We start from the raw sequence: 21,413 nt of genomic DNA, 5'->3' as shown, positions 1-21,413 counted from the left end.
GTACCATTGAGCCTAATATAGGTGTGGTAAATGTTCCCGATCCACGTATTGCACGTTTAGAGGAATTGGTAAAACCAGAGCGTGTACAAATGGCAACTGTCGATATCGTAGATATTGCTGGATTGGTAAAAGGAGCCAGTAAAGGGGAAGGTTTGGGGAATCAATTCTTGGGAAACATTAGAGAATGTAATGCGATTATTCACGTTTTGCGTTGTTTTGATAACGATAATATTGTGCATGTGGATGGCAATGTAAATCCCATTCGTGATAAAGAAACCATCGATATCGAATTGCAATTAAAAGATTTAGAAACCGTAGAAAAACGTTTGGAAAAAACCAATCGTGCCGCAAAAACAGGCAATAAAGAAGCGCAGGCGGAAAAAGCTTTGTTGGATCGCATTCGCGAAACTCTTTTAGCTGGAAAATCTGCGCGTACAGTATTACCTCAAAATCAAGATGAGGTGGATTTGATGGAAGAATTTCAATTGATCACCACAAAACCGGTTTTATATGTATGCAACGTAGACGAAGCTTCGGCCGTAAACGGAAACAAATATGTAGACCAAGTACGCGAATTGGTAAAAGACGAACAAGCGGAGGTAATCATTCTTTCAGTTGGAGCAGAAGCTGATATTACTGAATTAGAAAGCTACGAAGAGCGTCAAATATTTTTAGAAGATATGGGATTGACCGAGCCAGGATCGGCGGTGTTGATTCGAGCAGCCTACAAGTTATTAAAATTACAAACCTATTTTACTGCGGGTGTTAAAGAAGTTCGCGCTTGGACGATTAACATTGGCGATACAGCACCAAAAGCAGCTGGCGTAATCCATACCGATTTTGAAAAAGGATTCATCCGTGCCGAGGTAATTGCTTTCGAAGATTTCTCAAATTATGGTTCGGAAGCCAAAGTTAAAGAAGCTGGAAAATTACGTGTGGAAGGAAAAGAATACATTGTCAAAGATGGCGATGTCATGCATTTCCGTTTTAACGTGTAATTACTTTTTAGCCTTGTAAATACTCATGTTTTGATCATAAATAGGGCTTTCTACATCAAGGAAGTCCAATACACTATGAAATACATGGTGCTGCGATAGTATTCCGTTGTTTTTTAGTTGATCAGTACCTTTGGATACCCAAACGATAAACGGAATGTCTAATTGTTCTTTAGGCGCAATACTAACGGGTAATCCATGCATGTATAAGTTTTTTTCTCCCAACGATTCTCCGTGATCCGAAAGGAAGAGCATGGTTGAATTGTATTCGGGCAATTGTTTTAAATCACCAATTAGGGTAGCGAGTATGTAATCGGTGTACAATATGGTATTGTCATACGCGTTGATCAATTCGTTTTGCGTACAATTTGCCAATTCTACACTGGTACAAACGGGTAAAAATTTATTGAATTTGGGTGGGTATTTTTTAAAGTAAGTGGGTCCGTGACTCGTACTGGTATGCAACACGACTAATATTTTATTCTTTTTACTGGCTAAAATTTGTTCTTTTAAACCTTTGAGCAATATTTCATCATAATTATATGAATCATCGTTGACTAGTTTTTTAAGCGCTTTTCGATCTTGAAAATTCTTTATTCGTACGGTTGGTTCGCCCCAGTTGGTCGTTCTCCAAATCACATCAATGTCTTTGTTTTTGAACAAGTAATTGGGTAATATTTCAAATAACTTTCCGGTATTTTTGTATTCTAATATGCATTTTACCCCCGCCGTTGTGTAGGTGGCGCAGGATTCTGCTTTATAGCTTTTTACGTTTTCTATTTTGGATAAAAGCGGATTGGTGTTTTTGGGATACCCATACAAAGAAAAATTCTGACTTCTAGCAGATTCTCCAATGACAAGAACAAAGATGGATTTTTCTTGGTTGGCTACTTTTGAAGCAGGCAAGGGTATTTGTTTTTCATTTTTTTGACTTTTGTGGTAGTAAAATCGTGATGTATTAACGACATACGACCACGGCATCACAAGCGCACCTAACGTCTTCGAGTTTTTATCAATCCAGAGCCAATTGGAGGAATTGGCAAACGCTAACGACAGTACAAAAAGAAGCGTCAATCCGATAGTAACCATGAATTTCTTGAATTTCACTTCTGGAATTGGTGTTTTTAGTAATAAAACACTAGGAAGTATACCCAAGAAAACAAGATAGATTACCATTTTGATAGATAAGAAACTGCTCGATTCTTCAAAATTGGTATTTAGAATGTTGCCAATCATGGTTTTGTCAATAATTACGCCATAGGTATTGATAAAATAGAGTGCAATGGCATTGATGAAGAAAAACAGGACGAGAATCCATTTTCCGACCTTTCGTAATATAAACAAACCAATATAAAACACTAAGGCATTTAAGATGATAAGTAAGATCGTAATACTGGATAATAGTACGATTCCGTTTATACTTGATAATTCGGCATTTTCACAAACAAATTTATAAAAAGGAAAATGATACAATATCAGATTTACGAGGCTAATATAAAGGGCTAAGAAATTTAATTTATTGATTTTTTTTAACATAAGATCGTAAGATTATTGACGAGGTAACTAGTAAAGCAATGATTGAGATGTAGTATATTACTAAATTATCTTCCAGTATTTTAAAAATAATAAGTACCATCCAAATAACCAACATCAACAGGTGTATAGGGCGGTATTTTTCATTTCCTATTGCACGCATCCAATTTACGGTATTGGTTATTTTAATTCCAATTACAGCAATACAAAAACCAATGATACAGCCAATGACAACATCCAGGGGGTAATGTGCGCCAACGCCAATTCGCGAACTTGCAATCAATAGGCCTGCTAAAGTAATCAGCAACGACCAAATCAATTTATTTTTATTCTTTTTAGGCATTAACGCAAATAATAAAACGGTAATAAAAACAAACGTTGCAATGGAGTGTCCAGAAGGGGTTGAGGTTTTGCCATACAGCGCTTTTCCGATAATCACAAAACAATCATTGTCCAGTACGGCTGCGGGTCTTGGGACTCCAAATATTTTTTTTAGCAAAGCACATGTTCCTAAAGAAATCAGCGATGAGGTAATGATAGCTTCCCAAAGTCTAGGGGCATAAATTATAAAAACAGTCAATAATGGAAAGGCAATTAGCGCATCACCCAATTGTGTGAGGTTGGTTTCTAAAACTTCAAAATGCGAAAGTTGCTTGTTTAAATAGATAAAGAGTTGCTTTTGAACAGCGATGTAATATTGGATGTTGTGGTTGTCATGATTCACAAGTACAAAAAAACAAAAAAACAAAAACAATACCGTTAAAGGTGCGATAAGGTGCCAAAATTTGAGGGCACTAAAATTAGCAATTACTTTGTTATTGAGTGAATTTTTATACAGCATGAAAATTAAAAGTGATAAAATATAACCAATTCTCACTACTGGGAATGGAAATAAAAATAAAAATTAATATTTTTTTATGTTTTAGTAGGGTAAATCAAAATAAATGCAAACAAATATAATAAATAATGTATTTCTTTAGTACTTCCTTTTCTTTTTTCTCCAAATGAGCTTTCTAAAGGCTTTTGGTCAGATAATGTTTGATAAATATGTCAATAAGTTATCGAAATGCTTCTTTTAATATTGTGTGATTTCCTCTATATTAGCACAAAATCCAAATTCTGTCTATGTTAGAACAAAATCAATATACCGAAGACAATATACGTTCCCTCGATTGGAAAGAACACATTCGTATGCGTCCCGGTATGTATATCGGAAAACTAGGTGATGGTTCGTCGCCCGATGATGGTATTTATATTTTATTAAAAGAAGTATTGGATAACTGTATCGATGAATTTGTCATGGGTGCCGGAAAAACCATCGAAGTTACCATTAAAGATAAACTGGTTACCGTTCGCGATTATGGCCGTGGTATTCCCTTAGGAAAAGTAGTTGATGTCGTTTCTAAAATGAATACGGGGGGTAAATACGATTCCAAAGCCTTTAAAAAATCAGTAGGTTTAAATGGGGTTGGAACCAAAGCTGTCAATGCACTTTCCAATTATTTCCGAGTGGAATCGGTACGTGATAACCAACAAAAAGCAGCCGAATTCTCTGCTGGAAATCTAACTTTAGAAGAAGACGTTCAAGAAACCACCAAGCGCAAAGGGACCAAAGTTTCTTTTGTTGCCGATGAAGCGATTTTCAAGAACTACAAATACCGTAATGAGTACATCATCAAGATGCTCAAAAATTACTGTTATCTCAACACGGGATTGACCATTTATTACAATGGCGAAAAGTATTTTTCAGATAACGGTTTGAAAGATTTATTGGAAGAAGCCATTCATGAAGACGATATGGTGTATCCAACGATTCATTTGTTGGGCGACGATATCGAGGTAGCGATCACTCACAGTAAGTCACAATATTCGGAAGAATACCATTCGTTTGTCAACGGACAAAACACCACGCAAGGTGGTACGCATTTAGGGGCTTTCCGTGAGGCAATCGTAAAAACCATCAAAGAGTTTTACAACAAGCCTTTTGAAGCGTCTGATATTCGCAAATCAATTGTTTCGGCCGTTTCGGTTAAAGTGGAAGAACCGGTGTTTGAATCGCAAACCAAAACCAAGCTGGGTTCTACTGATATCGGTCCAAATGGGCCTTCAGTGCGTTCCTTTGTCAATGATTTCATCAAAACTAAGCTAGATAATTTCTTACATAAAAACCCGGAAGTTGCCGATGCGTTACTGCGTAAAATTTTACAAGCTGAACGCGAACGAAAAGAATTGTCAGGCATTCGAAAACTAGCCAAAGACCGCGCTAAAAAAGCCAGTCTACACAATAAAAAATTACGCGATTGTCGGGTACATTTAACTGATGCAAAAAATCCAAGAAGTTTAGAAAGTACACTTTTTATTACCGAGGGAGATTCGGCTTCGGGTTCGATTACGAAGAGTCGTGATGTGAATACACAAGCGGTCTTCAGTTTACGGGGTAAGCCGTTAAACTCGTATGGGATGACTAAGAAAATTGTATATGAAAACGAAGAGTTTAATTTGTTGCAAGCGGCACTAAACATCGAAGAAGACATGGGTGATTTGCGGTACAACAATATCGTAATAGCAACCGATGCCGATGTCGATGGTATGCACATTCGCTTGTTGCTGATTACGTTTTTCTTGCAGTTTTTCCCGGAGTTGATTAAAGATGGACATTTATATATTTTACAAACGCCGTTATTCCGTGTGCGAAATAAAAAAGAAACGATTTATTGTTATTCCGACCAAGAACGAATCGATGCTATTGAAAAGCTTAAGCCAAAGCCAGAAATCACCCGATTCAAAGGATTAGGAGAAATTTCGCCCGACGAGTTCAAACATTTCATTGGGCAAGACATTCGATTGGATCCTGTCATGTTAGATAAAGCCACTTCTATTGAAACCTTGTTGGAGTTCTACATGGGTAAAAACACCCCAGACCGCCAAGAGTTTATCATCAACAATTTGAAAGTGGAGTTAGATGTAGTGGAAAAAAATTAGTATTCAGTGTTCCGTTTATAGTGAGCAGAGATTTTAAATAAAAAAGTATACTGAAAAATAATTCAGCATAAAAATGAAAGACGAAGAAGATAACATCATTCCAGAAGACGACAATTTCGAAAATCAAGACCAATCTACTAACGAGGAAGGTTTTGACGATATTCGTGTGTCTACGGGACATCATTTTTACGAAAATAACGAAAACCCAGAAGATACCATTACCAAAGTTACAGGAATGTACAAAGATTGGTTTTTGGACTATGCTTCCTATGTAATTCTAGAACGAGCAGTGCCTGCGATTGAAGACGGATTTAAACCCGTACAACGCCGTATCATGCACTCTATGAAGGAGTTAGATGATGGGCGTTACAATAAAGTAGCGAATATCGTGGGGCACACCATGCAGTATCACCCGCACGGAGATGCGAGTATTGGTGACGCCATGGTGCAAATTGGGCAAAAAGACCTGATCATCGACATGCAAGGAAACTGGGGAAACATCTTAACAGGAGATAGTGCCGCAGCTTCCCGTTATATTGAAGCCCGAATTTCAAAATTTGGTCACGATGTCTTGTATTCTCCAAAAATTACCGAATGGGGCATGTCATACGATGGTCGTCGGGCCGAACCGATTAATTTACCGGTAAAATTCCCTTTATTGTTAGCACAAGGTGCCGAAGGGATTGCTGTAGGTTTATCCACAAAAATTTTACCACACAATTTCAACGAATTAATAGATTGTTCCATAAAAGTATTGAAAGGAAAATCCTTTACGTTATTTCCCGATTTCCCAACGGCTGGTATTGCAGATGTTTCCAATTATAACGATGGAATGCGTGGCGGTAGGGTGCGCGTGCGTGCAAAAATTGGACAATTTGACAAGCAGACTTTAGTTGTTACCCAAATTCCGTTTTCTACCAATACGTCAACGTTGATTGATAGTATTTTGAAAGCCAATGAAAAAGGAAAAATTAAGATCAAGAAGATTGAAGACAACACGGCGGCTGAGGTTGAAATATTAATTCACCTTCCGCCGGGTGTTTCTCCCGATAAAACAATTGATGCGTTGTATGCGTTTACCGCTTGTGAAACTTCGGTAGCGCCTTTAGGTTGTGTGATTGAAAACCATAAGCCATTGTTTATTGGTGTGACTGATATGTTGAAAATTTCGACCCACCGAACGGTTGATTTGCTCAAACGCGAATTGGAAATTCAGTTGGACGAATTGGAAAACAAATGGCATTTCTCTACCTTAGAAAAAATATTCATTCGTGAGGAAATGTACATCGACTTCAAATTGTATTCCGATAGAGAGTCGTTGTATCAATACATGTATGACCAATTTAAGCCGTTTTTAAAATCTTTTGTTCGGGAGATTAACGACGATGATTTGCAAAAATTGACCCAAATTCCAATGATTCGTATCACGCGTTTCGACTCGGATAAAGCAGATGATGCTATTTCGAAATTAGAAGCCGAAATGGAGCAAGTGAAATACCATTTGGATCATATTATTGATTATACGATTGATTTCTTCCAACGATTAAAAGACAAATACGGAAAAGGCCGCGAACGCCAAACCGAATTGAGAAGTTTTGACAATATTGAAGCTACAAAAGTAGTGTTACGTAATACAAAACTCTATGTCAATCGTGAAGAAGGTTTCTTTGGAACCGGATTGAAGAAAGACGAATACGTTGCCGATTGTTCGGATATCGATGATGTTATTGTATTCCTTCGCGATGGAAAAATGATGGTGGCCAAAGTGGATGATAAAAAATTCGTAGGAAAAGATATTATTCACATAGCGGTTTTTGATAAAAACGACAAACGAACGATTTACAACATGATGTACCGCGATGGAAAAAATGGTTCAACCTTTATCAAACGTTTCAATGTTTCGGGCGTTACTCGTGATAAATTTTATGATTTAACACAGGAAAATCCGGGCTCTATGGTGTCTTATTTTTCGGCCAATCCAAATGGAGAAGCTGAGGTAGTAACGATCTTATTGCGCCAAGTTGGAAGTGTTAAGAAATTGAAATGGGATGTTGATTTTTCAGACATTGCCATCAAAGGAAGAGCTTCTCGTGGGAATACTGTGACCAAATACCCGATCAAAAAAATCGAATTAAAAGAGAAAGGAATTTCTACACTACGACCACGAAAAGTTTGGTTTGATGATACCGTGCAGCGATTGAATGTCGATGGAAGAGGAGAGTTGTTGGGCGAATTCCGACCTAACGATCGTTTGTTGATTGTCAATCAATCGGGTAAATTAAAAACCATTATTCCGGAACTGACCACGCATTTTGACGAAGACATGATTGTATTGGAAAAATGGAATGCCAACAAGCCTATTTCGTGTGTGTATTACGACGGTGAGAAGGAGCGTTACTTTGTAAAACGTTTCTTGGTTGAAAATGAAAACAAAGAAGAGGTCTTCATAACGGAGCATGAAAAGTCACAATTGGAAATTGTTTCTACCGATTGGCGTCCGGTGGCAGAAGTTATTTTTGCCAAAGTAAAAGGTATTCAAAAAGAAAATCAAACAATTGATTTAGAGCAATTTATAGCGGTTAAAGGAATAAAAGCTTTAGGTAACCAATTGACAGCAGATAAAGTCAAACAGATCAATTTATTGGATTCGCTTCCGTATAAAGAACCGGAAGAAGAAGCGTCAGAAGAAGTGGAAGTTACAATAGAATCGGCCGTTTTAGAGGATATTCAAACCGAATTAGACGAAGACGGACAAATCACTTTATCATTAGAATAAAATATTAACCCGCAAGGTTTTGACAACCTTGTGGGTTTTTTCACCCTTTTCAAGCACACTTTTTACCCTAAATTAATTTATAGAATATGGCTTCATTTCCATCAGATATTGAAATTGCGCAAAATGCTACAATGGCTCACATCAAAGAAATCGCTAAAAAAATCAATATTTCAGAAGACGATTTAGAATATTACGGCAAGTACAAAGCCAAATTACCACTTCATTTACAACAGGAGAATCCCAAAGGCAAACTAATATTGGTTTCAGCTCTGTCGCCTACTAAATATGGTGAAGGGAAGACGACCATGTCGATTGGGTTGACCGACGGATTGAATTACATTGGTAAAAAAGCGATTGCAGTATTGCGTGAGCCTTCCTTAGGGCCTGTTTTTGGATTGAAAGGGGGTGCAGCTGGTGGTGGTTATGTTCAAGTGTTGCCTATGGAGGATATCAATTTGCATTTTACAGGCGATTTTTCTGCCATTGAAAAAGCAAACAATTTGTTGTCAGCGGTTATTGATAACAACCTCCAAAATGCCAATTATTCCTTGAATTTGGATCCAAAATCAATTGCATGGAAGCGTGTGATGGATATGAACGATCGTTCGTTGAGACAAATTATCGTGGGGGTTGGTGCTAAAGCAAACGGAACCATGCGCGAGGATGGATTTAACATTACTCCAGCTTCAGAAGTCATGGCGATTTTGTGTTTGGCGAAGGATTTGGAAGATCTAAAATTTAGATTGGGCAATATTTACATTGGAAAAACATTGGAAGGTAAAGCTGTTTTTGCCAGAGATTTAAAAGTAGTAGGAGCTATGGCTACGCTATTAAAAGATGCTATTAAGCCCAACTTGGTACAAACCATAGATGGTAATCCAGCCATTTTACACGGCGGACCGTTTGCCAGTATTGCACAAGGAACCAATACGGCTATTGCTACAAAAATGGGATTGTCGTTAGGCGATTATGTGGTTACGGAGGCTGGTTTTGGCGCCGATTTAGGGGCTGAGAAGTTTCTGCACATCAAATGCGAACAAAGTGGCTTAAAACCAGATGCCGTGGTACTGGTAGTAACAATTAGAGCTATAAAACACCATGCAGGATTAACAGCGGAAGATTTCAAAACAGAAAGCGTTAGCGCTATTGAAAAAGGATTTTGTAATCTCGAAAAACACATTGAAAACATGCAACAATTTGGATTGAATCCTGTGGTGTGTATTAATGCGTTTCCTGACGATACGCAAGCCGAATATGACAAACTAATCGAACTTTGTGCGGCTAAAGGAGTTGTGGCAGTTGTGAGTAGGGCTTTTGTGCAAGGCGGTAAAGGGTCTGCTGATGTAGCGCAACATGTAGTTGCTGCGATAGAAAAAGGTACCGCTAATTATAAGCCTTTGTATCAGCTTTCAGACAGTATTGAGCATAAAATAAATGTGGTTGCAAAAACCATTTATGGAGCACAATCGGTGGCATTTTCTGCTAAATCTAAAACCCAATTGAAAATGATTAATGAGTTAGGATTTGGTCATTTTTCGGTATGTATGGCGAAAACTCCAGCTAGTTTTTCAGACAATGAAAAATTAATCGGTCGTCCTGCAAATTTTGATATTACCGTGCGCGAATTTGAAATCGCTAGTGGCGCTGGGTTTATCGTGCCGTTGTTAGGTGATGTGATGCGTATGCCCGGATTGCCTGCAGTTCCAAACGCTGAGCGCATCGACATTGATAATAACGGAGTAATTACTGGATTGTCATAAACAGGAATGCAGTATATTAAAAAAGTCCCGATATTTCGGGACTTTTTAGTTGTATGCATAATATATTATTTCGTTTTACGCATTTTCATGTTGATGAATTCGACGGCCAATGAAAACGCAATCGCAAAATACAAATAACCTTTTGGAACAGCACCCACGTGTTGGCCGGCTAATTCGGCGTGGGAGAGGTGCATACTTTCTGTAATCAACATAAAGCCGATCAAGATTAAAAAGGCCAAACCCAAAATTTGAATGGAAGGATTCGCATTTACAAAATTACCAACAGGAACGGCAAATAACATCATAACACCAACAGAAATCACAACGGCTGTTATCATAATGACTAAAGCACCTTCAACGCCATTTGTCATCCCAACAGCTGTTAGTATACTGTCTACTGAAAAGATCAAATCAATCAATAAAATCTGAAAAATAACACTTCCAAATGATTTGGCTGCGTTGGTTTTGATGCTTTTCTCTTCTTCACCTTTATGGTCAACTTTTTCATGAATTTCTTTTGTGCTTTTATAGATTAAGAATAAGCCGCCCAATAATAATATCAATGCTTGACCTGTGATATCGGCTGAAAACCATCCGAAATCAAAACTAAACCAAGGTGCTTTCATGGCAATTAAAATTGTAATACCAAATAGCAAAGCAATACGCATAAACATTGCTAAAAACAGTCCTAATTGAGTAGCTTTTTTGCGTTTTTTTTCGGGTAATTTGCCGGTTACAATAGAAATGAATATGATGTTGTCAATCCCTAAAATAATCTCTAAAAAAGTTAAAGTTAATAGTGCTATCCAGGCATCGGGGTTTAAAAATACTTCCATTGTTCTTTTTTTGATTATTATACGTCATTGATTTACTTTTGTTACAGTACCGCGCTGTTTTTTTGAATCACCTACAAAGGAATATTCAAAAGTATATGATTTTGAGCTGGTTGTCAAAATTTTCATTTGAACCGGTTTCTTCTCTTCTCTATTTTTGGGATGTATATTTTGTATAATGTATTCACAATCGTTGATCCAGCGCACTTTAAATGTATCTATTTTACCTTCGTAGGTTTCAATTTGCATCGAATCGTTTCGTGTAAAGCTACTAGTGAATTTTTTACCTTCAATTTCGGTTTCTGAAGTAAAGGTGCCTGTTTTGAATGCCTTGCAATCGCGCTCTTGTTGGTAGCAAGAAGTGAGAAGTACGAATGAAAGTAGGGTGTATGCTATTTTCATAAGATTTTTATGGCTTTTTGTCTCCATCAAATAAACTTTTTAAAACAGTATTGATGCCTTTGAAAATTAAAAACATTGCAGCTAAGGCAATTAGTATTCCTAAAATAAGTACGTAAACATACAACGGATGGTTCTCGTTTTTAAAAGCGCTAGTAATAACTACGGGACCTAAAAAAAGCAGCGGAAGTGCTCCTGCTAAATATTTCACGCCTTTTGCAAGTATGGATTTGTCTGTCGCCATTTATTTTGAATTAAGGTAATAATCGACGGCATTTCTTACGCTGCCGTGTGTGCTTAAAAGTTCGTTAGCTTCTTCATAACTAACTGAAATTTCACCCATAATCATACGTGTTCCTCGGTCAACTAATTTATTGTTACTCAGTTGCATATCCACCATCTTGTTACCTTTTACTTTACCTAGTTGAATCATCGTTGAAGTGGATATCATATTCAAGACTAACTTCTGTGCTGTACCGGCTTTCATGCGCGAACTCCCCGTTACAAATTCAGGACCCACTACCACATCAATAGGAAATTGAGCAGTTTTAGAAAGCGGACTTTCAGCATTGCAACTGATGCTTCCGGTGCAAATATTATTTTGATTGCATTTTTCTAAACCTCCAATCACATAGGGTGTAGTTCCCGAAGCGGCAATTCCAATAACCACATCGTTTTTGTTTATGTTCCATTCTTGCAAATCGAGCCATGCTTGTTCGCGATCGTCTTCAGCAAATTCAACGGCTTTGCGAATAGCCGTGTCGCCACCTGCAATAATACCAATTACCAAATCAAAAGGAACCCCAAAGGTGGGCGGACATTCTGATGCGTCTACAATTCCCAAGCGTCCCGAAGTACCTGCCCCAATATAAAACAAACGACCGCCTTGTTTCATCTTTGCAACCACTTCGATTACTAATCTTTCGATTTGTGGCAAGGCTTTTTCAACGGCCAAGGGTACCGTTTTGTCTTCTGTATTGATGTGTGTCAACAGTTCGTCAACCGACATTTTTTCCAAATGTTCGTATTTTGAGGACTGTTCTGTAGTTTTTGTAAAATGCATGGCTGAAGTTTTACTGGAGTTTAAAATGTGTCAGAAATTAATGTGAATGCCCCATTTCTATCAAATAGGCTAAGGCAAAACCAAATACGATCATGGTAATTTTAGCCAAATTAAATTTATGTCCTTCGTTGCTTTCAAAAATAATGGTCGACGAAATATGAAATAAGATCCCTACAACTACTGCCGAAATTTCTTTAGCATAGTGTTGGGCAAATGCCATGTGTTCGGCCAATAGCGTGCCCAGCGGTGTCATGAGTGCAAAAGAAAACATAAAGGCAAAAATCATCCATTTGTTCATTTTGGCATTCACAAAAAACAAGGTCAAAATAATGGCAATCGGAAAGTGGTGTATGGCAATACCATAGGCTAAATTTTGATTTTCGTGTATCGGAAAGCCTTCGAGTAAAGCATGAAGACACAAACTAAAAAACAATAACCACGGAATGTGATGCAATTCATTGTGTGCATCGGTGTGCACGTGCACATGACCGTGTTCGGCTCCTTTTGAAAAGAATTCCAAAGCGATTTGGAACAAGATCCCCAACATGATGAATACGCCCACGGGAAGTGCTGTATGAGTAACTTCGCCAGCATGTGCGTGGTCTTCGCTAAACAATTCGGGTAGCAAGTGCAACACCGTTAGCGAAAGCAAGAAAGCACCGCTAAAAGCCAATAAGAGTTTGATGTTGTTTTTCTTTTGGGGTTGCAAGAACAACGCCATTAAAAACCCAAGAATAACAGCAGAAAAAGTGATGATATATTGCATTATTTAAAAATCATGATTAATCGTTCGGATTGCGTTTTGTAAAAGTTTCGCAATTTATAATCGCCAAACAAGTCCAATAAATATATGCCGGCTTTTTCCATCATTTGTTCAAAATCTTCCAAGCGTAGGGCTTGTACCTTTTCGGTAAAATGATATTTTTTGCCTTGGTCTTCAAAATCAATTTCTTTGTAGATGTGTCCCTCTTTCAAATACCGTTTGATGTGAAAATCAATACCATCTACTGTTTTTACTTCTTCGGGCACTAAATTTGCCAACACATAATCTACATTCATGAAATCCAATACAGCAAAACCGGTCTCGGTCAAACTGTTGTGAATCGCTTTCAATGTCTTGTAATTGTCAGCATCGTCTTCAAAATACCCAAAGCTAGTAAATAAATTAAAAATAGCATCATATTTTTCTTCAAAAGGTTCGCGCATGTCGTGCACTTTAAAATGCAGTTTATCATTGGCAAACTTAGAAGCTTCTGCAATGTTGTTTTCCGACAAATCGGCACCGGTAACATCATAATCCAAAGTGTTCAAATAAATGGCATGACGCCCTTTGCCACAAGCCAAATCTAATATTTTTGCTTCTTCAGGCAGGTTGAGATATTGGGTTAAATTGTCCATCAACAACTGCGCTTCGTCGTCGTTTCGTTCTTTGTATAAAATGTGGTAATAGGGTGTATCAAACCAAGAAGCAAACCAATTTGTTGCAACAGATGGGTTTGTTGATGCGGGTACAGAAGGATATTCGGTCATTAATTCGGGTTTCATTTCTTTCAAGTAGCAAATTTAATGTATTTTTGCACAAGATTACCCTAATTATTGCGATTGCAATTGATTTTTGCAACCGAACTTGAAATTGAAGCATGGAAAATTATAAAATGACGGCGAAAACCTTTTTTGGTTTTGAAGAATTAGTAGCCAAAGAATTACAACTTTTAGGCGCCCAACAAGTCGAAATTGGCACGCGTGTGGTCCATTTTAAGGGCGATAAAGGATTCATGTACAAAGCCAATTTGGCCCTGCGTACGGCCTTAAAAATCCTGAAACCCATTAAAACGTTTCGGGCCCACAATGAAAAAACCTTGTATGACGGCATTATGGCGATTGATTGGAGCGATTATTTAACGCCGCATCTTACGTTTTTGGTAGAAACTACCTTGCATTCCGAAAATTTCAACCACAGTCAGTTTGTGGCGTTGAAAACAAAAGACGCCATAGTAGACCAATTTAGAGCGATAGACGGCAAGCGTCCTAGCATCGATAAAGATTTTCCCGATTTGCAAATTCATGTGCACATCGATCGCGATACGGTAACGGTTTCCTTAGATTCTTCCGGGGCTTCGTTGCACCACAGAGGCTACAGAACGGCCACTAATATTGCGCCCATAAACGAAGTATTAGCTGCAGGAATGTTGCTGTTATCGGGTTGGGAAGGGAAAAGTCATTTTGTAGATCCAATGTGTGGTTCGGGAACTATTTTAGCCGAAGCCGCCATGATTGCGTGTAATATTCCGGCCAACATCAACCGCAAGGAGTTTGGTTTTGAGAAGTGGAAAGATTGGGATGCCGAATTGTTTGACAACATTCTAGAATCTCTTTTAAAGAAAACCCGTGAGTTTCATTATACCATTAAGGGCTATGACAAAGCGCCAAGTGCTGTGTCTAAAGCCAAAGACAATATTAAAAACGCCAATTTAGACGAATATGTAAAAGTGAGCAACGACAACTTCTTCGATTCGAAAAAGGAAACCGAAGGGCCGTTGCACATGGTGTTTAATCCGCCTTATGGCGAGCGATTGGACATAGATATGGAACGTTTTTACCGCGAAATAGGCGATACCTTAAAACAAAGTTATCCAAATACCAACGCTTGGTTTATTACTGCCAATTTAGAAGCCTTGAAATTTGTAGGTTTAAAACCGAGTCGAAAAATCAAGCTCTTCAACGGAAAGCTTGAAACCCGTTTTGTGAAATATGAAATGTATGAAGGCAGCAAAAAAGGGAAGTATATGGTGCAGGAGGGAGAAGGGGAATAGGGTAAAAAGGGATAAGGGAAAAGGGAAGAGTAAGGAGTAGGGAGTTAAGAGTAAGGAGTGAGGAGTAGGGAGTAAGGAGTTAAGAGTAAGGAGAAAGGAGTTAGAAGTTAGGAGGGAAGAGTAATACGCCCAAAAAACGGCAACACCTATACAAGTCAATAAGTAAACCATTCAAAAATAAAAAAGATGAATAAAAAAGTCAAAGAATTTCTATACAACTTCTTGGGGTTTGTGGTAATTTATTTGCCCACTTTATATCTTGTGGATAACGTAACCCATTTGCAAGGGATTTGGATTCCGATGACGGGATTTATGGTAGCCTTGTTGTTGGCGCCCAAGTTTCAAACCATCAAAACCCACGAAGGTGAAAAGATATTCATGAAGTGGCTCTTTTTTAAAGGGGTAAAAGAGGTGAAGTAATAAAAAAATCCTGAGTTGTTTCAGGATTTTTTTTAAACTTTTAAAAGGCGCGTAGCCTAAAAAGCTATTGTGTGAAACCGCTTTTATGCACCGTTTTTATTTTTTCTTAAGTTTAGTTTGTAACAAATTATAGAGATAATCTTTCCAGGAGTTGTAATAAATTGCATCGTTCAGTTTAAGAACATGTTCGCTGTCTTTGAGATAGACTTTCTGTTCTGCGCCTTCACTTACATATTGTGAAAAATCTATGTTGTCAATCCAAAGATTATTCTTAGTAATATAATCTTCTAACTTCTTTGCTTCTTGTTTTTTGAAATGCTTCTCGCTTTCAGCGCTTGTGCCTGATTCCTCGCCATCGTTAAGGTAACTGGCAATTGTTTGGATAATTGTTCCAATCCTAATTTGGCTCTTTCCTGAAAGGACATTGTGTAGTTCATATTTTAAATCATTTACCATTGGCAAATATAAAAAGATTTTTTTGACTTTAAGCAGTCATAAAATGAACGCTAACGTTCCGCAGCTTTGCGAAGTGGCGGCTTTTTAATTGTTATATTGTAAAGATATTAAAATTTCTATTGGGCACATTTCCGTCTTAGAAAAACTAAACCAGCCATTGCGCGAAACCGCTGTTAGCAGTTGCCATTTTATTCGTTTAGCCGATTTTTTATATCCATTTGTTGATGGAGAATTCTGATAATCTCTAACTCACTTTGTTTTTCGTTGATTTTGTAGAAAATAAAATGAGATTTGACCCGAGAACGTAAATAATCTTTTCTGACATGGCTAAAATCAGAACCAGAATTTGGTTTTTGACATAGATATTCTATTTCATCAAAAATCAAATTCAAATACCTGTCAGCTTGTTCTGCAGACCAAGTTTCAATTGTATAAAGCCAGATTTTTTCTAGATCATTTGAAGCTTCTTTACTTATTTTGTAAATCATTTACTCAAATGTTTGTTTTGTAAATCCTTTAAAAAAGTATTTCTGTTAAAATCTTTTACAAATCCAGATTTTTCTCCTTTTTTAAGTTCTTTGATAAGTTCAGCTTTTTTTGATTCTTCTTGCTCAAACATTCTTAATGCAGTTCTTACAACTTCGCTTGCTGAAGAAAACCGACCACTTCTTAATTGCTGATTAATAAAATCATCAAAATAATCTCCTAATAGTATTGATGTGTTTTTTGCCATGACAAATAAATTTAAAAAACAAATATACCAAGTTTTGGTATAATGTCAAATTTTATGGAGAGTTTTTTTATGGTTTCTGCCAACGTTTTGCTGCTACAAGAAGTTGCGTACTTCATTCACTGTCAATTACAAATATAACCAAAACTTTGATTCATCAAAATGTTTTCTGACAAAAACCAAGCCTAGCAATTTCTTGTAACTGCTGTTGGCAGATGGTTTTTTTATTCTACGATTATTTTCTTGTTAAAGGTCAGTTTTGAGTTCACATCATAAATATTTATCAAATAAATTCCAGATTGTAAATATTCGTTATCAATTTTCAAAATTCCGCTTGTTATAATGTTTTTAAATTCTTTAATTATTTTTCCATCGAGTGAAACTATTTTTATATCGTATTTTATGTTTGATTCTAAACCCGATATTGAAAATGAGCTTTCCTGATTAACTGGATTTGGAAATATTTTTAGATTTTTAGATTCAGTGTAATATACGGTATTCGATAATAATGGATTTGAAATAGCATTAAAAGCATTAATTCTACCAAATCCATAATATTGATCCCAACCCAATGTATCAAAACTATCACCAACTTGATCTTCTGATGACTGTTGTAAAATAAGTTTAATTTGACTGACTGTTAATGATGGATTAACAGATAATAAAAGTGAAATTACGCCTGTTAAATGTGGTGCAGCTTGTGAAGTTCCACCCCAATAATTGTTATAATTTGTATTTGATAAATAATTTAAACCGTAAATATAATTTCCTGGTGCAACAAAATCCAATTCAGCTCCATAATTACTTCCGCTTGTTGCACTCCAAAAAAAAGGATTCGAACGTTTATCATCTGAATTTGTTGATCCAACTGCAATAGCATTTGGATATTTTGCAGGATATTGTATTGTTGAATTTTGATTTCCAGTTGATACTACAACACTCACATTGTTGTTATATGCATAATTTATAGCGTTTAGTAAAAGTGTTGAAGCACCATTTCCTCCTGCTGATAAATTTATAACTTTTGCTCCATTGTCTACAGCAAAATAAATTGCGTCAGCCCACCAACTGTAAAGTCCTGAATTATTATTATCTAAAACTTTACAAATCATAATTTTTGAATTCCAGTTGACTCCAGCATAACCAATTGAATTATTTCCTTTTGCTAATGCAATTCCTGCAACATTTGTTCCGTGGCCAAAATCATCAGTTGGGTCAGAATCATTATTTACAAAATCATAACCAGCAACTATTCTTCCAGAAAATTCTGGGTGGTCAAGTTTTAAGCCAGTATCTAATATTGCTACAATTAAATTTGGATCACCTTGTGTAATATCCCAAGCTAAATCTGTATCAATATCTGCGTCATTAGTTGATGGTGAGAGTGTAAAACTTCCATTATTATAATGCGACCATTGTCGACTTAAATAGTATAAGTCGTTTGGATTAGTTTGCATAAATCCGTGACCATTACCAATATAATTTGGTTCAACAAATTCAAACAAATTTGTTTTTGTATATACTTCAATTATTGATTTAATGTCAACTTCATTTCTGAATTTTAGAAGAAAAGTTTTTTTAGTTTTTTTGTTTCCAATAATTTCAAAAGATTCTACTTTTAATGAATCATTAATTTTACATAATCTTTTATTTGTCCTAAATAATTTCGACTTGGTTTTAAAATTTGTTGACTTAAATTCTACAATTAATTCATTTTTTGAAAAATCATTTTCTTGTGAAAAACTTATAGTTGTAATTATTGTTGCAAAAAGGGTAATTAATAATTTCATTTTTTAGTTATTTTTTGGTTAAAATCTCTGCCAACGGTTTGCGTGTAGGCGATGTTGCCTTGTGTTGCGCCTGCGGCAAGGCAATTTTGCTTACACGCTGTTAGCGGCTTTTTAATTTACAGGGCATTCTGGCTTCTTCTTCCATCCAATTATTTACACGTCCTGAATTTATATAGCATTTCAAATAATTATAATGGAAGGAAATTAATCCCATCCTTTTATATTGCTCCCAATGAACCATTTCATGTTTTATTAAGGAACATGGTTCATTAGAATTTTCGTTCTGATATTTTGATTCAATAAAAATACCAAAAGGAGGAATGGTACTTGCCATTTGTTTGCCAGGTATATCAAATGGTAAATAATACACAAAAGGGTGTTTTATTAAGTTCAATATTAAAATAAAAGCTGTGAATACAGTTGGAATCGCATATCTCTTTTTCTTTAAAAATTGAAAGTAATTCATATTTCAAATTGATTTAATTGCCGCTAACGCTCCGCGGCTTTGCGAAGTGGCGGCTAGTTAAATTGTTTATTGTAAAGATATTAAAATTTCTATTGTCGATGATCGCTACACGATGTGGCGAATAACAGAACAAAAATAAAAATAAAGTGTTTGCTAATGGAAATGATTTGTGTTTTCATGGTTCGTATAAATTCCAAATTTTTTCAAATGAAAACGGAGGCTTGTTGGAAGAATTAAGTGAATGCTCCGTAACAAGACAAAAATTATTTTAAATACTACCAGTTACTAATTTATAATATCAAAACAAAATATTAGGGATTATTAGGTTTTGCGTAATTGTAAATTCAATTTTGTCTCCAATAAGTATAGTATGCTATAAATGATAGTACTATATTTTTTTTCAAAAATATAAAATATTTTTAACTATCAATATTTTTTTTTAATTTTTTAGTATTCAATGCGCAAAAAAAATCCTCAATTGCTTGAGGATTTTTTAGGTATATAAATTTGGAATTTATTTTCGAGCCAAAACTTTTTCTGCTTTTTCAACAATTGCAGCACTGTTCAATCCGTATTTTTCCATCAATTGATCCGGAGTCCCGCTTTCGCCAAAACTGTCATTTACCGCCACAAATTCTTGAGGAACTAAATGATTTTGAACCAAACATCTCGAAACACTTTCACCCAAACCACCAATAATGTTGTGCTCTTCGGCCGTAACCACACAACCTGTTTTTTGTACCGATTTTAAAATAGCTTCTTCATCTAAAGGTTTGATGGTGTGAATGTTAATCACTTCAGCAGAAATGCCTTTGGTTTCTAAAGCTTCAGCTGCAACTAAAGCTTCCCAAACCAAGTGTCCGGTTGCAATAATGGTAACATCGGTTCCTTCGTTTAAAAGAATCGCTTTTCCAATCACAAACGGTTCGTCGGCAGGCATAAAGTTAGGTACTACAGGGCGTCCAAAACGCAAATAAGCCGGACCATGATGATCGGCTAACGCCAAGGTTGCTGCTTTGGTTTGGTTGTAATCGCAGGTGTTGATTACCGTCATTCCAGGTAACATTTTCATCAAACCAATGTCTTCTAAAATTTGATGCGTGGCACCGTCTTCCCCTAAAGTCAATCCGGCATGCGAAGCACAAATTTTTACATTTTTATCAGAATACGCCACCGATTGACGAATTTGATCGTATACTCTTCCGGTAGAAAAGTTAGCAAACGTTCCGGTAAACGGAATTTTTCCTCCAATCGTTAAACCTGCAGCAATGCCGATCATGTTGGCTTCTGCAATTCCAATTTGGAAAAAACGCTCGGGATGATTTTTTTTGAAATCATCAAATTTTAACGATCCAATTAAGTCGGCACAAAGCGCCACTACATTTTCATTTTTCTGACCTAATTCGGTCATACCAGCTCCAAATCCCGAACGGGTATCTTTGCTGCCTGTGTTGGTATATTTTTTCATTTTGTTTTTTGCTATAAGCTGAAGGCACTAGGCAATAAGCAATACGCTTAAAGCATCATGCATAAAGCTATTTAATAATCTCCTAAAGTTGCAGGGTTTTGTGCTAAAGCACTGGCTAATTGCTCGTCGTTTGGTGCTTTTCCGTGCCAAGCATGGGTGTGCATCATAAAATCTACACCGTTACCCATTTCGGTATGCAATAAGATACAAACCGGTTTTCCATGACCCGATTTTGCTTTTGCTTCTGCCAAGCCTGCTTTGATAGCGTCGATGTCGTTACCCGCTGGAATGTCTAAAACAATCCAATCAAAGGCTTCAAATTTTGCTTTCAAACTCCCCATGTGCAACACTTCGTCGGTAGTACCGTCAATTTGCTTTCCGTTCAAGTCGATAGTAGCAATTAAGTTGTCTGCTTTTTTAGCCGAAGCATACATGATGGCTTCCCAGTTTTGACCTTCTTGCAATTCACCATCGCCCAAAAGTGCGTACACCAAATGCGTATCGTTATTCAATTTTTTAGCTTGTGCAGCACCTAGCGCTACAGACAATCCTTGCCCTAAAGAACCGGAAGCCATTCGAATACCAGGCAAGCCTTCGTGCGTGGTTGGGTGACCTTGTAATCTCGAGTTCAGTTTTCTAAACGTTGCCAATTCAGCAACTGGGAAATACCCACTTCTGGCCAATACGCTGTAAAATACAGGCGAAATGTGTCCGTTCGATAAGAAGAAAATATCTTCGTTAATGCCGTCCATAGCAAAACCTGCGTTGCGTTGCATAACATCTTGGTAAAGGGTAACCAAAAATTCGGAACAGCCCAAAGAACCTCCTGGATGCCCAGAATTTACGGCGTGAACCATACGAAGAATATCTCTTCGAACTTGTGTTGTAAAATCGTGTAGTTGTTGTGTGTTAGACATTTATGATAGAAT

21 protein-coding genes are annotated in these 21,413 nt (G+C 36.8%); 6 read left to right on the top strand and 15 right to left on the bottom strand.

The window, feature by feature from the left end; genetic code table 11:
• The coding region (gene ychF / locus ACIQ6Z_RS04935; protein ID WP_396209821.1) for a redox-regulated ATPase YchF at nucleotides 1-998 on the top strand (998 nt) is incomplete at its 5' end.
• On the opposite strand, the gene eptA is transcribed toward ychF, so the two are convergent.
• Both eptA and ACIQ6Z_RS04925 read right to left on the bottom strand, forming a co-directional pair.
• Nucleotides 999-2,531: a phosphoethanolamine--lipid A transferase EptA gene (eptA, locus tag ACIQ6Z_RS04930; protein WP_396209820.1), complete on the bottom strand. Its 1,533-nt coding sequence runs from the start codon at nucleotides 2,529-2,531 to the stop codon at nucleotides 999-1,001. It lies immediately after the preceding gene.
• Nucleotides 2,512-3,369 (bottom strand): phosphatase PAP2 family protein, encoded by an 858-nt coding sequence (locus tag ACIQ6Z_RS04925; RefSeq protein ID WP_396209819.1) that lies wholly within the window; start codon nucleotides 3,367-3,369, stop codon nucleotides 2,512-2,514. The genes eptA and ACIQ6Z_RS04925 overlap by 20 nt, the downstream gene beginning before the upstream one ends.
• 284 nt (nucleotides 3,370-3,653) lie before the next feature.
• Between ACIQ6Z_RS04925 and ACIQ6Z_RS04920 the strand changes: the two genes are divergently transcribed.
• The 3 genes from ACIQ6Z_RS04920 (at nucleotide 3,654) to ACIQ6Z_RS04910 (ending at nucleotide 10,046) form a co-directional block, all read left to right on the top strand.
• Entirely contained in the window at nucleotides 3,654-5,510 is a 1,857-nt protein-coding gene (locus ACIQ6Z_RS04920) for a DNA topoisomerase IV subunit B (protein ID WP_396209818.1), read from the top strand.
• 73 nt (nucleotides 5,511-5,583) lie between these two features.
• Nucleotides 5,584-8,286, top strand: a complete 2,703-nt coding sequence (locus ACIQ6Z_RS04915; RefSeq protein ID WP_396209817.1) for a DNA gyrase/topoisomerase IV subunit A — start codon at nucleotides 5,584-5,586, stop codon at nucleotides 8,284-8,286.
• Between the two features lie 86 nt (nucleotides 8,287-8,372).
• Nucleotides 8,373-10,046 (top strand): formate--tetrahydrofolate ligase, encoded by a 1,674-nt coding sequence (locus ACIQ6Z_RS04910; protein ID WP_396209816.1) that lies wholly within the window; start codon nucleotides 8,373-8,375, stop codon nucleotides 10,044-10,046.
• Nucleotides 10,047-10,111: 65 nt separating this feature from the next.
• On the opposite strand, the gene ACIQ6Z_RS04905 is transcribed toward ACIQ6Z_RS04910, so the two are convergent.
• Genes ACIQ6Z_RS04905 through ACIQ6Z_RS04880 form a run of 6 tightly spaced genes read right to left on the bottom strand, consistent with a single transcriptional unit; the run spans nucleotide 10,112 to nucleotide 13,871 of the window.
• On the bottom strand, nucleotides 10,112-10,882 hold the full coding sequence (locus ACIQ6Z_RS04905) for a TerC family protein (protein WP_396209815.1): 771 nt from the start codon (nucleotides 10,880-10,882) through the stop codon (nucleotides 10,112-10,114).
• A 24-nt stretch (nucleotides 10,883-10,906) separates the two neighbouring features.
• Nucleotides 10,907-11,281: a DNA topoisomerase IV gene (locus ACIQ6Z_RS04900; RefSeq protein WP_396209814.1), complete on the bottom strand. Its 375-nt coding sequence runs from the start codon at nucleotides 11,279-11,281 to the stop codon at nucleotides 10,907-10,909.
• Nucleotides 11,282-11,288: 7 nt separating this feature from the next.
• Nucleotides 11,289-11,522, bottom strand: a complete 234-nt coding sequence (locus ACIQ6Z_RS04895) for a DUF6095 family protein (protein WP_396209813.1) — start codon at nucleotides 11,520-11,522, stop codon at nucleotides 11,289-11,291.
• Nucleotides 11,523-12,368, bottom strand: a complete 846-nt coding sequence (gene murQ / locus ACIQ6Z_RS04890) for an N-acetylmuramic acid 6-phosphate etherase (protein WP_396209824.1) — start codon at nucleotides 12,366-12,368, stop codon at nucleotides 11,523-11,525. It lies immediately after the preceding gene.
• A gap of 10 nt (nucleotides 12,369-12,378) precedes the next feature.
• On the bottom strand, nucleotides 12,379-13,107 hold the full coding sequence (locus tag ACIQ6Z_RS04885) for a ZIP family metal transporter (RefSeq protein ID WP_396209812.1): 729 nt from the start codon (nucleotides 13,105-13,107) through the stop codon (nucleotides 12,379-12,381).
• Entirely contained in the window at nucleotides 13,107-13,871 is a 765-nt protein-coding gene (locus ACIQ6Z_RS04880; protein WP_396209823.1) for an SAM-dependent methyltransferase, read from the bottom strand. Before ACIQ6Z_RS04880 ends, ACIQ6Z_RS04885 begins: the two co-directional genes overlap by 1 nt.
• A 110-nt stretch (nucleotides 13,872-13,981) precedes the next feature.
• Between ACIQ6Z_RS04880 and ACIQ6Z_RS04875 the strand changes: the two genes are divergently transcribed.
• Together ACIQ6Z_RS04875 and ACIQ6Z_RS04870 are read left to right on the top strand one after the other, a co-directional pair.
• Nucleotides 13,982-15,154 carry a class I SAM-dependent RNA methyltransferase gene (locus ACIQ6Z_RS04875; protein ID WP_396209811.1) on the top strand — a complete coding sequence of 391 codons (1,173 nt, stop codon included), beginning with the start codon at nucleotides 13,982-13,984 and terminating at the stop codon, nucleotides 15,152-15,154.
• A 186-nt stretch (nucleotides 15,155-15,340) separates the two neighbouring features.
• Nucleotides 15,341-15,574, top strand: a complete 234-nt coding sequence (locus ACIQ6Z_RS04870) for a hypothetical protein (protein WP_396209810.1) — start codon at nucleotides 15,341-15,343, stop codon at nucleotides 15,572-15,574.
• Nucleotides 15,575-15,670: 96 nt separating this feature from the next.
• Here the strand turns inward: ACIQ6Z_RS04870 and ACIQ6Z_RS04865 are convergent, their stop codons facing one another.
• The 7 genes from ACIQ6Z_RS04865 to ACIQ6Z_RS04835 all read right to left on the bottom strand — a co-directional run bounded on the left by ACIQ6Z_RS04865 (nucleotide 15,671) and on the right by ACIQ6Z_RS04835 (nucleotide 21,401).
• On the bottom strand, nucleotides 15,671-16,030 hold the full coding sequence (locus ACIQ6Z_RS04865) for a hypothetical protein (protein ID WP_396209822.1): 360 nt from the start codon (nucleotides 16,028-16,030) through the stop codon (nucleotides 15,671-15,673).
• Between the two features lie 188 nt (nucleotides 16,031-16,218).
• Nucleotides 16,219-16,518, bottom strand: coding sequence for a type II toxin-antitoxin system RelE/ParE family toxin (locus ACIQ6Z_RS04860; RefSeq protein WP_396209809.1), 300 nt, complete (start codon nucleotides 16,516-16,518; stop codon nucleotides 16,219-16,221).
• Entirely contained in the window at nucleotides 16,515-16,763 is a 249-nt protein-coding gene (locus tag ACIQ6Z_RS04855) for a type II toxin-antitoxin system ParD family antitoxin (protein ID WP_396209808.1), read from the bottom strand. Before ACIQ6Z_RS04855 ends, ACIQ6Z_RS04860 begins: the two co-directional genes overlap by 4 nt.
• Nucleotides 16,764-16,984: 221 nt before the next feature.
• On the bottom strand, nucleotides 16,985-18,550 hold the full coding sequence (locus ACIQ6Z_RS04850; RefSeq protein ID WP_396209807.1) for a S8 family serine peptidase: 1,566 nt from the start codon (nucleotides 18,548-18,550) through the stop codon (nucleotides 16,985-16,987).
• A gap of 100 nt (nucleotides 18,551-18,650) precedes the next feature.
• A complete protein-coding gene (locus ACIQ6Z_RS04845) occupies nucleotides 18,651-19,016 on the bottom strand; it encodes a hypothetical protein (protein WP_396209806.1) in 366 nt (121 codons plus the stop codon).
• A gap of 514 nt (nucleotides 19,017-19,530) precedes the next feature.
• Entirely contained in the window at nucleotides 19,531-20,484 is a 954-nt protein-coding gene (locus tag ACIQ6Z_RS04840) for a transketolase family protein (protein WP_396209805.1), read from the bottom strand.
• A 71-nt stretch (nucleotides 20,485-20,555) separates the two neighbouring features.
• Nucleotides 20,556-21,401, bottom strand: a complete 846-nt coding sequence (locus tag ACIQ6Z_RS04835) for a transketolase (RefSeq protein ID WP_396209804.1) — start codon at nucleotides 21,399-21,401, stop codon at nucleotides 20,556-20,558.
• Nucleotides 21,402-21,413 lie beyond the last annotated feature (12 nt).

It is taken from the genome of Flavobacterium sp., from assembly GCF_044376915.1.
Lineage (GTDB): Bacteria > Bacteroidota > Bacteroidia > Flavobacteriales > Flavobacteriaceae > Flavobacterium.
Note: the sequence above shows the minus strand (reverse complement) of the source record. Positions and strands in the feature narration are given on the sequence as shown.

What these genes read in the sequence shown, in the direction of transcription:
- eptA (WP_396209820.1), bottom strand. Translation starts at nt 2,531, where the DNA reads ATGTTAAAAAAAATCAATAAATTAAATTTCTTAGCCCTTTATATTAGC.
- ACIQ6Z_RS04925 (WP_396209819.1), bottom strand. Translation starts at nt 3,369, where the DNA reads ATGCTGTATAAAAATTCACTCAATAACAAAGTAATTGCTAATTTTAGT.
- ACIQ6Z_RS04920 (WP_396209818.1), top strand. Translation starts at nt 3,654, where the DNA reads ATGTTAGAACAAAATCAATATACCGAAGACAATATACGTTCCCTCGAT.
- ACIQ6Z_RS04915 (WP_396209817.1), top strand. Translation starts at nt 5,584, where the DNA reads ATGAAAGACGAAGAAGATAACATCATTCCAGAAGACGACAATTTCGAA.
- ACIQ6Z_RS04910 (WP_396209816.1), top strand. Translation starts at nt 8,373, where the DNA reads ATGGCTTCATTTCCATCAGATATTGAAATTGCGCAAAATGCTACAATG.
- ACIQ6Z_RS04905 (WP_396209815.1), bottom strand. Translation starts at nt 10,882, where the DNA reads ATGGAAGTATTTTTAAACCCCGATGCCTGGATAGCACTATTAACTTTA.
- ACIQ6Z_RS04900 (WP_396209814.1), bottom strand. Translation starts at nt 11,281, where the DNA reads ATGAAAATAGCATACACCCTACTTTCATTCGTACTTCTCACTTCTTGC.
- ACIQ6Z_RS04895 (WP_396209813.1), bottom strand. Translation starts at nt 11,522, where the DNA reads ATGGCGACAGACAAATCCATACTTGCAAAAGGCGTGAAATATTTAGCA.
- ACIQ6Z_RS04885 (WP_396209812.1), bottom strand. Translation starts at nt 13,107, where the DNA reads ATGCAATATATCATCACTTTTTCTGCTGTTATTCTTGGGTTTTTAATG.
- ACIQ6Z_RS04880 (WP_396209823.1), bottom strand. Translation starts at nt 13,871, where the DNA reads ATGACCGAATATCCTTCTGTACCCGCATCAACAAACCCATCTGTTGCA.
- ACIQ6Z_RS04875 (WP_396209811.1), top strand. Translation starts at nt 13,982, where the DNA reads ATGGAAAATTATAAAATGACGGCGAAAACCTTTTTTGGTTTTGAAGAA.
- ACIQ6Z_RS04870 (WP_396209810.1), top strand. Translation starts at nt 15,341, where the DNA reads ATGAATAAAAAAGTCAAAGAATTTCTATACAACTTCTTGGGGTTTGTG.
- ACIQ6Z_RS04865 (WP_396209822.1), bottom strand. Translation starts at nt 16,030, where the DNA reads ATGGTAAATGATTTAAAATATGAACTACACAATGTCCTTTCAGGAAAG.
- ACIQ6Z_RS04860 (WP_396209809.1), bottom strand. Translation starts at nt 16,518, where the DNA reads ATGATTTACAAAATAAGTAAAGAAGCTTCAAATGATCTAGAAAAAATC.
- ACIQ6Z_RS04855 (WP_396209808.1), bottom strand. Translation starts at nt 16,763, where the DNA reads ATGGCAAAAAACACATCAATACTATTAGGAGATTATTTTGATGATTTT.
- ACIQ6Z_RS04850 (WP_396209807.1), bottom strand. Translation starts at nt 18,550, where the DNA reads ATGAAATTATTAATTACCCTTTTTGCAACAATAATTACAACTATAAGT.
- ACIQ6Z_RS04845 (WP_396209806.1), bottom strand. Translation starts at nt 19,016, where the DNA reads ATGAATTACTTTCAATTTTTAAAGAAAAAGAGATATGCGATTCCAACT.
- ACIQ6Z_RS04840 (WP_396209805.1), bottom strand. Translation starts at nt 20,484, where the DNA reads ATGAAAAAATATACCAACACAGGCAGCAAAGATACCCGTTCGGGATTT.
- ACIQ6Z_RS04835 (WP_396209804.1), bottom strand. Translation starts at nt 21,401, where the DNA reads ATGTCTAACACACAACAACTACACGATTTTACAACACAAGTTCGAAGA.